General features: G+C 41.9%; 9 protein-coding genes and 5 pseudogenes. 4 read left to right on the top strand and 10 right to left on the bottom strand.

The genetic code is table 11. The features are described 5' to 3' along the window. Nucleotides 1-137 precede the first annotated feature (137 nt). The 3 genes from ACQY1Y_RS22820 to ACQY1Y_RS22810 all read right to left on the bottom strand — a co-directional run bounded on the left by ACQY1Y_RS22820 (nt 138) and on the right by ACQY1Y_RS22810 (nt 2,083). A complete protein-coding gene (locus ACQY1Y_RS22820; RefSeq protein ID WP_430013618.1) occupies nt 138-503 on the bottom strand; it encodes a type II toxin-antitoxin system death-on-curing family toxin in 366 nt (121 codons plus the stop codon). A 17-nt stretch (nt 504-520) separates the two neighbouring features. After that, nucleotides 521-718, bottom strand: coding sequence for a hypothetical protein (locus ACQY1Y_RS22815; RefSeq protein ID WP_002739031.1), 198 nt, complete (start codon nt 716-718; stop codon nt 521-523). Between the two features lie 366 nt (nt 719-1,084). After that, nucleotides 1,085-2,083 carry a hypothetical protein gene (locus ACQY1Y_RS22810; RefSeq protein WP_430014710.1) on the bottom strand — a complete coding sequence of 333 codons (999 nt, stop codon included), beginning with the start codon at nt 2,081-2,083 and terminating at the stop codon, nt 1,085-1,087. Nucleotides 2,084-2,275: 192 nt separating this feature from the next. Between ACQY1Y_RS22810 and ACQY1Y_RS22805 the strand changes: the two are divergent. Further along, a pseudogene (locus tag ACQY1Y_RS22805) lies at nt 2,276-2,926 on the top strand (Rpn family recombination-promoting nuclease/putative transposase); the annotation flags it as partial. 139 nt (nt 2,927-3,065) lie between these two features. On the opposite strand, the pseudogene ACQY1Y_RS22800 reads toward ACQY1Y_RS22805, so the two are convergent. From ACQY1Y_RS22800 to ACQY1Y_RS22775, 6 genes and pseudogenes are all read right to left on the bottom strand, one after another. Beyond that, nucleotides 3,066-3,401 (bottom strand): annotated as a pseudogene (locus ACQY1Y_RS22800) (HepT-like ribonuclease domain-containing protein). Further along, the gene (locus ACQY1Y_RS22795; protein WP_002738918.1) at nt 3,398-3,691 is read right to left on the bottom strand and encodes a nucleotidyltransferase family protein; all 294 of its coding nucleotides are present in this window, start codon (nt 3,689-3,691) and stop codon (nt 3,398-3,400) included. Before ACQY1Y_RS22795 ends, ACQY1Y_RS22800 begins: the two are co-directional and overlap by 4 nt. Before the next feature lie 560 nt (nt 3,692-4,251). Next, nucleotides 4,252-5,064 carry a UDP-3-O-acyl-N-acetylglucosamine deacetylase gene (lpxC, locus tag ACQY1Y_RS22790; protein WP_002738636.1) on the bottom strand — a complete coding sequence of 271 codons (813 nt, stop codon included), beginning with the start codon at nt 5,062-5,064 and terminating at the stop codon, nt 4,252-4,254. A 99-nt stretch (nt 5,065-5,163) separates the two neighbouring features. Further along, nucleotides 5,164-7,149 (bottom strand): BamA/TamA family outer membrane protein, encoded by a 1,986-nt coding sequence (locus ACQY1Y_RS22785; protein ID WP_430014709.1) that lies wholly within the window; start codon nt 7,147-7,149, stop codon nt 5,164-5,166. Between the two features lie 361 nt (nt 7,150-7,510). Beyond that, nucleotides 7,511-8,389: an Hpt domain-containing protein gene (locus tag ACQY1Y_RS22780; protein ID WP_430013617.1), complete on the bottom strand. Its 879-nt coding sequence runs from the start codon at nt 8,387-8,389 to the stop codon at nt 7,511-7,513. A gap of 643 nt (nt 8,390-9,032) precedes the next feature. Further along, nucleotides 9,033-9,905, bottom strand: coding sequence for an FkbM family methyltransferase (locus tag ACQY1Y_RS22775; RefSeq protein ID WP_430013616.1), 873 nt, complete (start codon nt 9,903-9,905; stop codon nt 9,033-9,035). 354 nt (nt 9,906-10,259) lie between these two features. Between ACQY1Y_RS22775 and ACQY1Y_RS22770 the strand changes: the two are divergent. The 3 pseudogenes from ACQY1Y_RS22770 to ACQY1Y_RS22760 form a co-directional block, all read left to right on the top strand. Beyond that, nucleotides 10,260-10,937: pseudogene (locus ACQY1Y_RS22770) on the top strand (transposase family protein); the annotation flags it as partial. 241 nt (nt 10,938-11,178) lie between these two features. Then, a pseudogene (locus tag ACQY1Y_RS22765) lies at nt 11,179-11,346 on the top strand (transposase); the annotation flags it as partial. A 118-nt stretch (nt 11,347-11,464) separates the two neighbouring features. Continuing rightward, nucleotides 11,465-11,845: pseudogene (locus ACQY1Y_RS22760) on the top strand (ISL3 family transposase); the annotation flags it as partial. A 273-nt stretch (nt 11,846-12,118) separates the two neighbouring features. On the opposite strand, the gene thiD reads toward ACQY1Y_RS22760, so the two are convergent. Next, nucleotides 12,119-12,919, bottom strand: a complete 801-nt coding sequence (gene thiD, locus ACQY1Y_RS22755; protein ID WP_002738816.1) for a bifunctional hydroxymethylpyrimidine kinase/phosphomethylpyrimidine kinase — start codon at nt 12,917-12,919, stop codon at nt 12,119-12,121. Nucleotides 12,920-12,924 lie beyond the last annotated feature (5 nt).

The following is a 12,924-nucleotide window of genomic DNA, read 5'->3' as shown; positions in this document are numbered from 1 at the left end:
AATGTCTCAAGTCTTCTTTTAATTGGGGAAAAGTTACCGAAAAAGCTGTTACTTCGTCATCCCATTCTAAGTTGAGCGGCAGCCGCCAAACTTTGGCTTTTATAAATCACTTTGGTAAGGTCGAATCCAATGCAGTGTTAGCTTGCTCCAACGTTTTGCCGTAACCAATTGGTAAAGGCAACACGTTCTAATTCACCAGAGGCTAAAGCTAAAATGACTCGTTCTTGCTCATCTACAACAGCATTAATCTCCAGTCCATTCAACACAAGAAATGTTTCCATTGCCCCATGACCAGTGCGCTTGTTGCCATCAAGAAATGGGTGATTCATCACAATTGAAAATCCCAAAGCTGAAGCTTTATCAACAATTGTCGGATAAAGATCCTGCCCGCCAAATGTCATGCGTGGTTGAGCAATAGCAGACTCTAAAGAACCTAGGTCACGAATACCCATAGCTCCTTGGGACTGTTGAATAATTTGATGATGTAAATCGAGGACTTCCACTAATGTTAGATAGCGTATCATGCTAAACGACGATAAAGTTCAGCGTTTTTCTTGAGTACATAGCTTGATGCTTGAGTAAATTCGTTTTTAGGACCAACCAACCAATCTTCTATGCTGGCACTGAGTAAGTCTTCAGGGGAAACTTGGCTGTTCTGAGCTAACTGTTGTAATCGTCGAAACTGCTCATCTGAGATATTAACAGTAATGGAAGCCATCAAAAACCTCTCAATAGTCTAAATATTTAACATTATAACCTCCGTCAACCTAAATATGGAACCTGTTACAGTTAATTAACGCACCCCTCAAGTCTTCTCTGTGGCCCAGCAATGCTCTAAAGTTGATATAGCGTTTTTCAGTCTGCTGAGGTACAAAAGTTATGGGTTTTAGGCAAAAGGCAAGAGGCAAAAGGGAAGAAAAATAGGTGTACCTCACTAGCTTAGGAAACGCTATATTTTAATTGGGGACAATTTGCCAAAAAAGCTTTCACTTTGTCATCTCACTCTAAGGGTGAAGTTAGCTGTCTGGCAATAACGCAACTGCCAACTTGACCGGATTATCTGCTGGTAGATGTGACCCATTTTTTAGAGTTCTTCTACTTGATATCCCTGTCTCTTGGCAATTTCAAGGATTGGGTTGATGTTATCAATCCCCCACTGATTACAAACGGCAATTGTCTGACCATCTCCGGTTTGGAGTAACTGCTCCTCGTTTAAGAAGTAGCGTTTAGCCCCTCCCTTTTCCGTCGCTTTTTCTAGTAGGGCAACAACACCAAAGCTAGGATGAATTTCATCAGGGAATATCTGGCGTAATTGGTCGAAAGTTGTGTCCGGATTTGTTTGGAGGTGATGAGTAACGATAGCTAGTACGAGCTGGCGCTTATTGTAAATATTTCCAAGGAACTGATATTGCGTCTTATCTTTACTAAAACTGGCAGCCGTTCTCTGAGCCGATGCTTGCTCTCTCACCTTCACTTGGTACTCTTCTGCTTCTGGCAATGGGATAATTTGTTCAATGTCAAGCAGAAGCTCTTCCCCAAGCTTATAGGGTTGTAGCCGAACACAACGGATATCCAAATCTCGATCGTTTAGCCACATTACCGTTGTGGTTAGCTCTCTAGAAAAGTTAGCCGATGCCAAAACAATTCTGACATCCTTTGGAAATTGCTCTTCTAGGGCATTACTCCAGCCCAAAAAGTTGAGGATTTCTTCCTCAGCATTTTTACCAATACAACGTTTTTCAAGATATTGCTGGTAAATTTCAACAGCTCTTTTGAAGGTCAATGTAGAAACCATCGCGGCATAGCGAAGTGCTTGAAGTTCCATGTGGGCACCAGTGTCATCTCTTTTAAGTTCAATGACTACTAAGTTCGCTTGTTTATCAATGCCGAGCAGATCAATTCTTCTAGCTCCTTCAGTCCATTCTGAAAACTCTTCAGAAATGACCAACGTATCTGGAGAGATGACTGTGATTTTATCTCTTAGAGCAGCTTGGAGGTCAGAACGCTCTTGAATTTTCTCTATGCCAAACTGTGTGTTCTGGACTTCAGTAATTTGTTTATCTTTGAAAGTATAGAGAGGCATGAGTTCCACTAGCTTTAGACAATGATTTATACATTATACAGTTAAAACTGAACCCAAGTAAGACAGCTAACGGCCATGGTCAGCGGTGGTAATCAAAAATGGCGTTGCTGAATCAAGATATGAATACTAATGAATGCACCTATCCACAAGTTAGCCTAGTTCTAGGTTTTAAAAATTGCCAAAGAAGACAATTTCCTAGAAGTACAATTTAGGTTTTATTCCCGTTTCTTCAGTGAAATCTTCCTCTATCTCCACCAAACAGACTTAAGCAACAACTGGCAGGGAGTAGTTATTTATCCTCGGCGTTCAGTGGAAAGCGTAGAGACGGCTCGTTATGGGGATTTAATCAACTCCAGCAGGATTTTACGTTTTTATCTCGAGGAATTAAGGGAAGTGGAATCCCAGGGAATATCGATGTTACAATTAATTATAGCACCAACCGCCAGAGCGATCGAGCAGGGAAAACAATTAATTCCACGGATTAGACAAGAATTCCCTAAGTTCAAACAACAGCAAGAACTTTTAGAATTGATAGAGACAATCTTGGTTTATAAGTTACCCCAAGTCAGTAGAAAGGAGATAGAAGCGATGTTTAGTTTAAGTGATTTAAAACAAACTAAAGTGTATCAGGAAGCTTTAGAGGAAGGTAGAGAGGAAGGTAGAGAGGAAGGTAGAGAGGAAGGTAGAGAGGAAGGTAGAGAGGAAGGCCGACAAGAAGGCGAATTAGCGGCAAAATTAGCCTCTATTCCTCGCTTATTGGCCTTAGGATTAAACTTTGAACAGATAGCACAAGCTTTAGAATTAGAGATCGAACAGGTTAGACAAGCGACTCAAGGGGAATAGGAAAAGTTCAAACTTTGATAAATTAATATAATTGCTGGTGGCTATCTTTTGCCGGTAGCCATCAAGTAAATCGAAGAATAAAGTAGGTGGGGTTGAACGATAGTGAAACCCGAAATTTAAGTAATTGGGTTGGGTTTAGTCAAATAAATTCCTGTAAAATAGCTTCGATTTGTCCTTTTAGAGGAGGAATATCATTTTCAACAATATCCCAAATAATCTCTAGATTAATACGAAAATATTCATGAATAGTTAAGTTTCTTAGATCGCTGGCATCTCGCCAAGGAACTGCGGGATATCTTGCTTTAAATTCTTAAGAAGTTGCTCTAGCTGCTTCACCAATAATTTGTAAATGATAGACAATCCAAGTTTGAATTAATTCTTGTTGTTCAAACACGGTTTTTCCCTGTCGAGCATACTTTTCTACACGCTCAATTGCTTCTAAAATATCCCGCAAGCGTTCGGTATCATCCCTCATAGTGGTATTGCTTCTTTAAGTACGCGCTCTCTGATCCTATCTTTAAGTCCCTGTTCGGTAACAATATCAACTTTGCAGCCTAACAAGTCTTCCAGTTCTCGAATTAACGGCAAGGGAAACCAGGGACTCCGACGTTCGCTACAATAATCAATTAATAAATCAATATCGCTTTTTTCGTCAGCTTCTCCCCGTGCAACAGAACCAAAGATTCGCACGTTATTTGCGCCGTGTTTAGCAGCAATAGCAAGGATTTTTTCTCGTTTGTTCTTGAGTAATTCGTCAATTTTCATGATCTACTTAGTTTGCGATAAATTTTGTCGAAAAAAGCTTCCTTGTACCGATTCTTGGGGTAGGGATTTAGTTTGTTTCTCACTCTTTATTTAGGGCTTGCTGAATATTGGTAAAAGCTTTACTAGAAAAGGGTTATGTGCTTTTTTTTCAAAAAAAGTGCAAGAAACAAAGGTTGAGGAATCGATCTGAGGGACTTAAAACCCTTGCACTTTCATTAAACCCTTCTATCCAACGTCCATCATACCCTATTTAATCTTGCTTCCGATAGTGTTGGGTTTCTTGCCTTTAACCAAACCAAAGCGACAAGACGGCGATTAAACTATACAATAAAAAAAGAAGACCATACCCTAAAACAGACATTCGTATTCTTCAAGATACCAGTCTCTCCATGCTAATCGTGGCAAATGCCCACGAGGAGCATTTAAACTAAATGTTAATACTGCTCGTTATGGGGAGTTAATCAACTCCAGCAGGATTTTACGTTTTTATCTCGAGGAATTAAGGGAAGGGGAATCCCTCCACCCTACCCCCACGAAAAACTTTTTGCCGCAAACCCTAATTAACCCTGAATTGCTTTAGCTAGTTGAACGTGAAGTTTATGACTGGCTTTAAAAGCCATGTAATGAGCGGTGGGAATGGTTCCCAGTAAACTCAAATCACCAATTAAGTCCAATAATTTATGTCTTGCTGGCTCATTATCAAAGCGTAAAGGAGGATTTAACCATTGATTTTGATCGCAGATCAAAGCATTTTCTAAACTGCCTCCTTTAATTAAACCAGCCTTTTGCAGATATTCAATTTGATCGGCAAAACCGAAAGTCCGAGCATCTGCGATCGCATTTTGAAAACTTTCTTGATTAGGACTCCAACTATACCATTGATTACCGATCGGTTTATAAGTAAAATCGATGCCGTAGGTAAAACGTAATTCAGGGGAAGGAATCGCCGCTACAAAAGCATCCCCTTCGTACAACCAAATCGGTTGAGAAATGGTTAAATCTGATGGAGAAAAAGAGTTATTTAAACCAGCATTTTTGATCGCTTCCACCCAGATTTTAGCCGAACCATCGAGGAGAGGAATTTCCGCACCATCCACCTCAATGCGAGCATCCTCTACCCCCAAAGCGGTTAAGGCCGCTAATAAATGCTCAACAGTTCTAACCTTTGCTTCTCCTCGTCCCAATTCTGTTGATAAAGTCGTTTGGTAAACCGAAGAAACTAGAGCGGGAATAATCGGTTGATTGGCTAGATCTCTGCGGACAAAATAACGTCCTTCTCCTGGATTTGCCCCACAGACGCGCACCCGTGTTATCTCCCCCGAATGCAGTCCAATTCCCGATAATTCAAATTGTTTAGAGATAGTAGAAACCATAATTATCAAGTAATAAAGCTTTTATCAGTGAACAGCAAAAATAACTAAATTCATCGATAACTGGTAACTGATAACTGATAACTGGTAACTGATAACTGATTAGAATCGTTCCCCGATACCGAAATGGATACGAGAACTACCATCGACATTAAAACCGTAGTCAACCCGAATTTGGCCGACAGGAGATTGTACCCGAACACCTAAACCGTAACCGAGACCAGTACCGGGTAAATCCCGGACAATCCCGGGTTGACCGGGGACATCACCTTGGGAACCAATAGTAGTGCCGAAATCGACAAATAACGCCCCCCCGATAATTGCCACAATGGGAAAACGATATTCGGCCGTCGCTTGGAAATAACTGCGACCGCTACCCACTTCTCCCTCGGCGTAACCCCGTACAGAGTTACTACCCCCAACAATAAAAGCATCGTAGGGGGGTAAATCGCCTAATACTGTCCCTGCTTGCACATTAAAAGCTAGGGATTGCTGACCTTTAAAAATATCGGTTTCAAAGAGATTAAAGGGATTAATAAACCGAACGGGGATAAAGTAACTGTAACTACCCCGAACACGAGTTCCGAAAATACTGCCAGAACCAACCGGGACAGTTTGTTCTAAACCTAGACGCAGGAAAGAACCACTGGTGGGTTGCAGGGGATTGTCGCGAAAATCTTGAATAGCGCCAATATTGAGGGAAAGTAGATCATCGGTCCCAGAGGAACTAAACGCCAGTTTTTGACTGCCAAAACCATTGAGAGGTGCAGACAGGGGGGAGATGTCACCATTGGCATTTTGCACCTGTACCTGTTGATAGTTAAAACCTAGGGAAACCACCCATTTTGGTTTTGTAAAAACATCAGGGGCCAAAGGACGGACAAAAGTAATACCGCCACCCGTGCGGACGATACGGGGACTATCATTATCGTTAAGCGTCCGAATTGAGGAATCTTCCCCATCATAAACTAGAGAAATCGACTGTCGCCGGAAAACGTTGACCGTGTAGGAAGTACGGAAATTATCCGTGGCAATCCAAGGATCGGAAAAACTCAGATCGAATAAAAATTCCCGTTCCCCTAACTGAACTTCTGCCCCTAAAGTTTGGTTATTACCGCCAAAATTGCGCTGCTGATAGCTGACAGTGCCGAATAAGCCTGCATTCGAGCTAATACCGCCCCCAGCGGCTAGGGAACCCGTATTACCTTCCACCACATCGACGTTAACAATCACCTCCCTTGGGTCGCTGCCGGGGGAAAAAGACAGACGCACATCCTCGAATAAACCGAGACCGAAAACACGCTGTAAATCCTGTTGGGCAGTATTACGGTTGAAAATATCCCCCGCTTTTAGGCGCATTTCCCTAGTAATGATAAATTCTCTGGTTTTAGCCTTGACTGGTTCCTGTTCGACGTTAAAATAACGTACTTGAATTTTTTCGATTAAACCTTCGGAAATGACCAGAATAACCCGACCATCGGGATTGACTTGCGGCGCACCGATCACCTGGGCTAGATCATAGCCGTTTTTGCTGTACCAGTCATTAATTTTTTTTACCCCCGCCTGTAGTTCCCGTAAATTCAGGGTTTTGCCGTATTGACTAGCGAAAATTTCCTCGACCACCCCGGCAGGTAAAATCGATTTGTCCACGGTTTCTGGGGCAATTTGAATTTGTACACCCTGAAAAACGGGGTTAGGTTGCACCTCAAAGGTAACTCGCACCCCTAGGGGCGTATCTTGGGGAACTGCCCGCACATCGGCAAAAAAGCCCGTGGCAAAAACGGCGTTAATATCTTCTTGTAATTGCGATCGAGTCGCGCTTCGTCCAGGTCGGGTGCGAATGGTATTATAAACTAGATTTTCTAATTCTCGATTAGCCCCTTGTACTACCACTTCAGCCACCAAAACCCGCGACTCCTCCGCCGGTGCCGGTGGAGCTGCGGTGGGAGTTTCTGTAGGGATTGGGTTTTCCGTCGGAGTTTCCGTCGGTGGTGCCACGGGTGGAGTAGTTTCTCCCGTCGCAGGAGGAGACTGTACTAGCTGCTCGACGCGGGGAAAAACCGTCTCTGTGGGTTCTTCTTCGGCCATGACCGTCCCGTGAAATAATCCGAAAATAGCCAGCAGCAGGGCCAGCGAGGAGTATCGCCTCGAAAAATTGAGATTTTTAAGCACTTCCACACACCCAGTAACACCATTATGGTTTTGTTTGTTTTCTCTGCCCGAGAAATTTAACGAACGTTAAAACTCTAGCAGATCGCTTACTCTCAGTAAATCCCAGCTTGACCGGTGATTCAAGAGATGCTGCCTCAGGTCTGATATTTGTCAGCCGTCAGCATTAAGTTTTTATCTTGCCATATCTTAGCTTTTTCTGGTTTGGCTCTATCCCAATTCACCATCGAGAATTATTGCCACCTCGGTTGGCGCACAATTAATTACGCTGGGGCAGCTGTTAACGTCTTTTTTGTAATAACTGTACCAGTTGCGAGACCTGTTGGCGACTGAACATTTGCCGCAGGGTACTAGCTGCTAATTCGGGTTCTAGGGTAATCAGGATTTGTGGTAATTTGGCGGTGGCTAATAATTGCAATTCTTGACTGACGGTGATTTCTTCCCCGCGACCCCATGCTAATAAATCACTGGCTTGTTTTAATTCTTTAATGATAACTGGGGCGAGAGTACGGTAGGAATGTTTGGGGTTAGCCAGAGCCGATTGAGCATTTTTAACTAAATATTGCCATTGTTGCTGTTCTGAGGCCAATTGAGACAGAGATGAAATTAATTTTTGTAATTGCTGACGGGAAGCGCTGGTTTCTTGCTGTTTAAACAGTTGTAACATCTGTTTGAGTATATCTCTGACGCTAATGGAGATAGAAGGGGCTGCCGCAATAGCAGAGGTAGATTTTCCCTGGCCGAGAAGATAGTTAAGATGGGCCTGTAATTCGGCAAAAGTCGCTTCACCGTTTTTAACGATGGCGTTAGCTTCCTCGCTTTGCAAACCTAAGGGCTCCCGCAGCTTATCGATTAATACCTGAAGCAGATCATAACCCTTGAGGAACAAAGACTCTAATTTTTGATCGACTTCTATAGGATTTTCTTTTAGTATTTTGAAAGCATCCTCAAGACGGTGAGCAGTTTTTTGGATACTGCTATAACCTAACATGGCCGCCCCCCCCTTGACGGAATGGACGGCACGAAACATCTCGTTCATCTGTTCATTGTTGTTGACGAGATTGCCTAAGTCTAAAATACCCTGTTCTAAAGTTTCCAGGTGTTCTTTTGCTTCTTCGATGAAATAGCCGAGAATTTTCTGAGCGTTAGCAGAGTCCAAAGTCTTATCCCCCTCATCACGATGCTGTTTAGTTCTAGATTGCCCAGTTTTTCAGTAAATATATCACTTATCAGGCAATGGCTAGGAAAACTGGCGGCTCTTCTGGTTTATGTGTGGAAACGAGATCTATACTGATAGTCTCTTCCGCAGCTCGACTGAGCGTTCGTGTTAGTGAGCTTGTCGAACTACTGATCTCACGCCGAAGTCATCGCCGAACGTTAAAATAGCCCTAAACGTCTTGCCCGATAAGCATTTCAAGATTCCATAAGCAAAAATTATCACACAAAGTCGAGAAGAGCCCTGATATTTTTTCAGTGAAATTGAATTAGCAACGATAGATATACATTTGAGCTATCGAACTATTTAGTTAGTATATAGCGTTTCTGATTCACAAGAGGTACATTCCCGATCCTGAACAGCTTAATCAGCAAAGGTTTAAGTGTGCCGCACAGATGCGAGAACCGCTATATACACCCAAAGCAGGCTGTGATCAGGTTATAATTTTTGGAGATGTTTAATGAGCATGGTGCGTTCCCCAAAATCTATCGGTCCGGCAGTAGGAGCCACATCAAGGAACGCACACTATAGCTATGATGATCGCTATCCTAGAAATAAGCTCTGTTCCGTCCGCAGCAACGAAGTGTTAGACATCTTTTAGCTCTTCAAACCTTGACAAGAGCCTATGAGGAACTAAGAAAATCATTTTAACACGAGAGTTTGTCGGTTTTGTTTCAATCTTCATGAATTTTGGTTGGAAATTATCTCCATTCTCATCCTTAGATTTGACGAAAGCAAAACAGGTAAATTCAATAGATTTAATAAATTCGAGGAGCTTCTTTGTTGGATAAATTTCCGACAAGACCAAAGGCTGATCTCGAATGAGAAGATTTTTGCCACCCATTAGTATATCGAAATCTGCTCCTTCAGCATCTGTTTTGATACAGGAAACACTTAGTAACGGATAATCAGACATCAATTTGTCTAAAGTATTTACCTTGACTGTCACCTTGTTCTCTTGGGGACTATACCTAACCAGCGAATTTAGTTCAGGCATTGAGTTCAAATTAAGATCCATAGTGCCAGGCTCGGAAAAAAGTGCTTCTTCTAGAATATGACAATTTTGAAACTGGGAAAGATTTCTCTTTAAGTGTTCAACCATTCTCGGATCGGGTTCAAAGGCATAAACCTGATTGGATGAAGGAGCAGCCAGTAAACTGTAATAACCAATATTAGCCCCAACATCAATAAAGTCTTTATTAATATCTAAGAACCGATGAAGGATAATTTCAGATCCCCAATCTAACTTGCTTCCCTTGAGGAAAATTTCCGTTCCGAATCGACTATCATAGGGCAGAGTCATTTCTACATTATTAAATAGAACCATTTTCTGGTTGAGCTTGGTTATCTTATAAAATGCTCGTATTACATAGCGGTATAGGAAATTCCAGCCACCAATCTCTCGAACCAATCCAAGAAAATAACTGAACTTATGCCAATAAGTAGTTTCTTTAAACATATACTCTCACTTCAAGTTAGGCATGAAGGCATCTAAATATTAATTATACCGCTCTCTGCGGTCGAGCCTCCTCCTCTGTCCTACTATCCTACCCCATCGGTCCGACACCCCCTCAATAAAACCCAATACCGCACTGTGGGGTCTAATCACTATCGGTGACTAGGTAATTATGAACTCCCGATTTTAATGGCTCTTCCGAACTTGTCGTGTAAAATCAAAGAAAAAACAGACACTTATTGCTGACCAATAAAAACAATAATTTATCTTTAAAAGCTGACTATGCTTGCAATACAGCAATTTATTGTTTAAAATATAGACAGCCAAGACCAGCAATTTTAGACACAAGCTATACTTATGCCATCAAATCCACAATTAAAGTTAATGACCGGGCTACTTCACCTAGAAGGAGTTGTCGTTACCAATTATCAAATTATTACCGATATAGGAATTGTTTTACATTTAGAAAATATGTCAAGAGAAAGCCAGTGCATTCATTGTGGAAGTAAAACGGAAAAAGTTCATCAAAACAATGAATTAACAATCCGAGATTTACCCTTTGGAGAACAGGCATTATATCTGAGAATCAATCGTCGTCAGATGAGCTGCGAGAAATGTGGGAAAAAATTCACAGAAGAACTAAATTATTTGCCGAAGAAAAGAACCTACACAGACAGATTTAGAAAAAAAATAGTGGCCGAAGTCCTGAATAGTGATCTCAAAAATACGGCAGAAAGAAATGGAGTAAGCGAACAAGAAATAGAGACGATGCTCAAAGACTTAGGAGAAGAGTTAATAACCGCAAAACCTCAAGGGCTAAAAAAACTAGGAATAGATGAAATAGCCATGATAAAGGGAAAAGGAAATTACTATGCTGTGTTAGTAAATATAGACACAGGAAAAATTATAGGCTTAGTGAAAAAAAGAACAGAAGAAGCATTAACAGAATATCTGAAACACTGGGGAGAAGAGGTTTTGAGCCAAATAGAGGAAGTAAGTATAGACCTGTGGATAGGGTATAAAAATGTGGCAGAAAAAACCTGAAAGGGGGACAAGAAGGCTGAAATCCATATATCATAAGCTTTTCATGGTTTTAGCTCTAAAAAGTTCGCCGCACCATCTCTCACTTATTAATAATAATTCCTAGTAAGCTCGCTCCTATCCCTAATTCTTTCGTTAGCTTTTTGCCTAGAATCGCTAGATCTATTTCTAGCGAGAGAAGCCAGAAGCCTGTGTTGGCAAGTTTTCTAGCTCGCTTGTCCCCCTGTCAGAGAAAAAACTAATGCCTCAAGCTCAAATAGTAGGGGATAGATTCCATGTAATGAAACAAGTAAATAACGAGCTAGATGAAGCAAGAAAGGAGGTAAAAAGAGAGGCAGCTAAGATAAAAAATAAGAAAAATAAAGAAAATATCTTAGCAGGAATAGCCAAGAGCAAATATGCCTTATACCATTTCTCTAAATGAAAACTACACATCGAATTTAAATCCCCCTTTAAGTTCCCCTTTTTAAGGGGGATTTAGGGGGATTAAACTTCTGTAGTCAGACTTTGGAGAATTGGTATTATTAAAGAATGAAGGAGACTTAGTAGAGAAAGAAAGGAAAAAATTGGAAGAAGTATATAAAGTGTCTCCAAAACTTGGGGAAATGCACAAATTAAAAGAGGAATTTAGAGAAGTATTTGAGAAAAATACGGAGGGGAATGAGGGATTATTTGCCTTGAGTGATTGGATAAAAAAGGCGATGGCTTACTTTCCTAAAAGCTGCCAGACAATGAGGCGGTGGATTGATGAAATAACTGCCTATTTTGATAACCGAACAACCCAAGGAACAGTGGAAGTAATTAACAATAAACTGAAGGTGATGAAAAGGAGAGGCTATGGATTTAGAAACTTTAAAAACTTTAGTCTTAGATGTTTATTAAATTGGCATTTTGCCAGTTGATTTTACATGGTAAGTTCGGAAGAACCGGAAATCTTTAGCTGGCATAAGTAGAATTTTTCTCAAGTTACTATTTCTATTTTAGGTGGTTTAAGTGCGTTTTAGCTTACTACCGAATCATTACCGCTGGTTTTGTGCTTCTAGAAATTCCACCCGTGCCTGGGTGGACTGCAATTCTTTGACTAATTCCCGATAGACCGAGAGGGGAACCGAGGGGCGACCAGTGCAACTCTGGGGTACTTGGGGGAAATACGCGGAGTAGTGGTTATGAATTGACTAATTTAGGGCTTTTAAGCGGTAAAAATGGCCTACTGGACCGGTTCCGCTACCGATAGCGAGGGAATGCTCAAGGGCGTTAGTAACGTACTCCTTGGCTTTTTTCACCGCTATTTTTAGGTCATCACCCAAAGCGAGGTTAGCCGCGATCGCTGCCGATAGGGTACAACCAGTCCCGTGAGTGTTATTGGTTTCGACGCTTCTGGTCTTAAAAGTTTGCCATTCCTCCCCATCAAAGTAGATATCAACCCCACGCAGCCGGCCTTTCATGGCTCCTCCTTTCACTAATACCGGTGTGGCTGACTTCTGGAAAATAATTTCGGCGGCCGCTCTCATCGTCTCAAAATCATTGATCTCGATGCCACTTAAAAGCCGTGCTTCGTAACGATTAGGGGTAACAATCGAAGCCAGAGGAATTAAACTATTAAAAAGACTATCTATAGCCCGATCATCAATTAATTTGGCTCCTACCCGCGAAACCATAACCGGATCCACCACTAAACTGATTAAACGCCAGCGCTCGATCGCCTCGGCCACCGCTTCGATAATCTCGCTGCTGAACAGCATTCCCGTCTTGACCGCTTGCACACCGAAATCCCTGACCACCGCATCGATTTGGGCTGTTACCATTTCTGGACTTAAGGATTCGACGCGCTCGACCCCCAGGGTATTTTGGGCGGTAACGCAGGTAAGGGCGCTGGTGCCATGAACTCGGTGGAAGGCGAAGGTTTTCAAATCAGCTTGAATTCCCGCGCCGCCACCACTATCGGAACCGGCGATGGTGAGGGCAATGGCAGTCATAGGCC

It is taken from the genome of Microcystis ichthyoblabe FBCC-A1114 (assembly GCF_050500245.1).
In the GTDB taxonomy this organism is placed as follows: domain Bacteria; phylum Cyanobacteriota; class Cyanobacteriia; order Cyanobacteriales; family Microcystaceae; genus Microcystis; species Microcystis ichthyoblabe_A.
The sequence above is the reverse complement of the archived record's forward strand: the minus strand, read 5'-3'. Positions and strand labels throughout refer to the sequence as shown.

Coding starts and splice junctions, on each gene's coding strand:
- ACQY1Y_RS22815 (WP_002739031.1), bottom strand. CDS start 718: ATGGCTTCCATTACTGTTAATATCTCAGATGAGCAGTTTCGACGATTA.
- ACQY1Y_RS22810 (WP_430014710.1), bottom strand. CDS start 2,083: ATGCCTCTCTATACTTTCAAAGATAAACAAATTACTGAAGTCCAGAAC.
- ACQY1Y_RS22795 (WP_002738918.1), bottom strand. CDS start 3,691: ATGAAAATTGACGAATTACTCAAGAACAAACGAGAAAAAATCCTTGCT.
- lpxC (WP_002738636.1), bottom strand. CDS start 5,064: ATGGTTTCTACTATCTCTAAACAATTTGAATTATCGGGAATTGGACTG.
- ACQY1Y_RS22785 (WP_430014709.1), bottom strand. CDS start 7,149: ATGGCCGAAGAAGAACCCACAGAGACGGTTTTTCCCCGCGTCGAGCAG.
- ACQY1Y_RS22775 (WP_430013616.1), bottom strand. CDS start 9,905: ATGTTTAAAGAAACTACTTATTGGCATAAGTTCAGTTATTTTCTTGGA.
- thiD (WP_002738816.1), bottom strand. CDS start 12,919: ATGACTGCCATTGCCCTCACCATCGCCGGTTCCGATAGTGGTGGCGGC.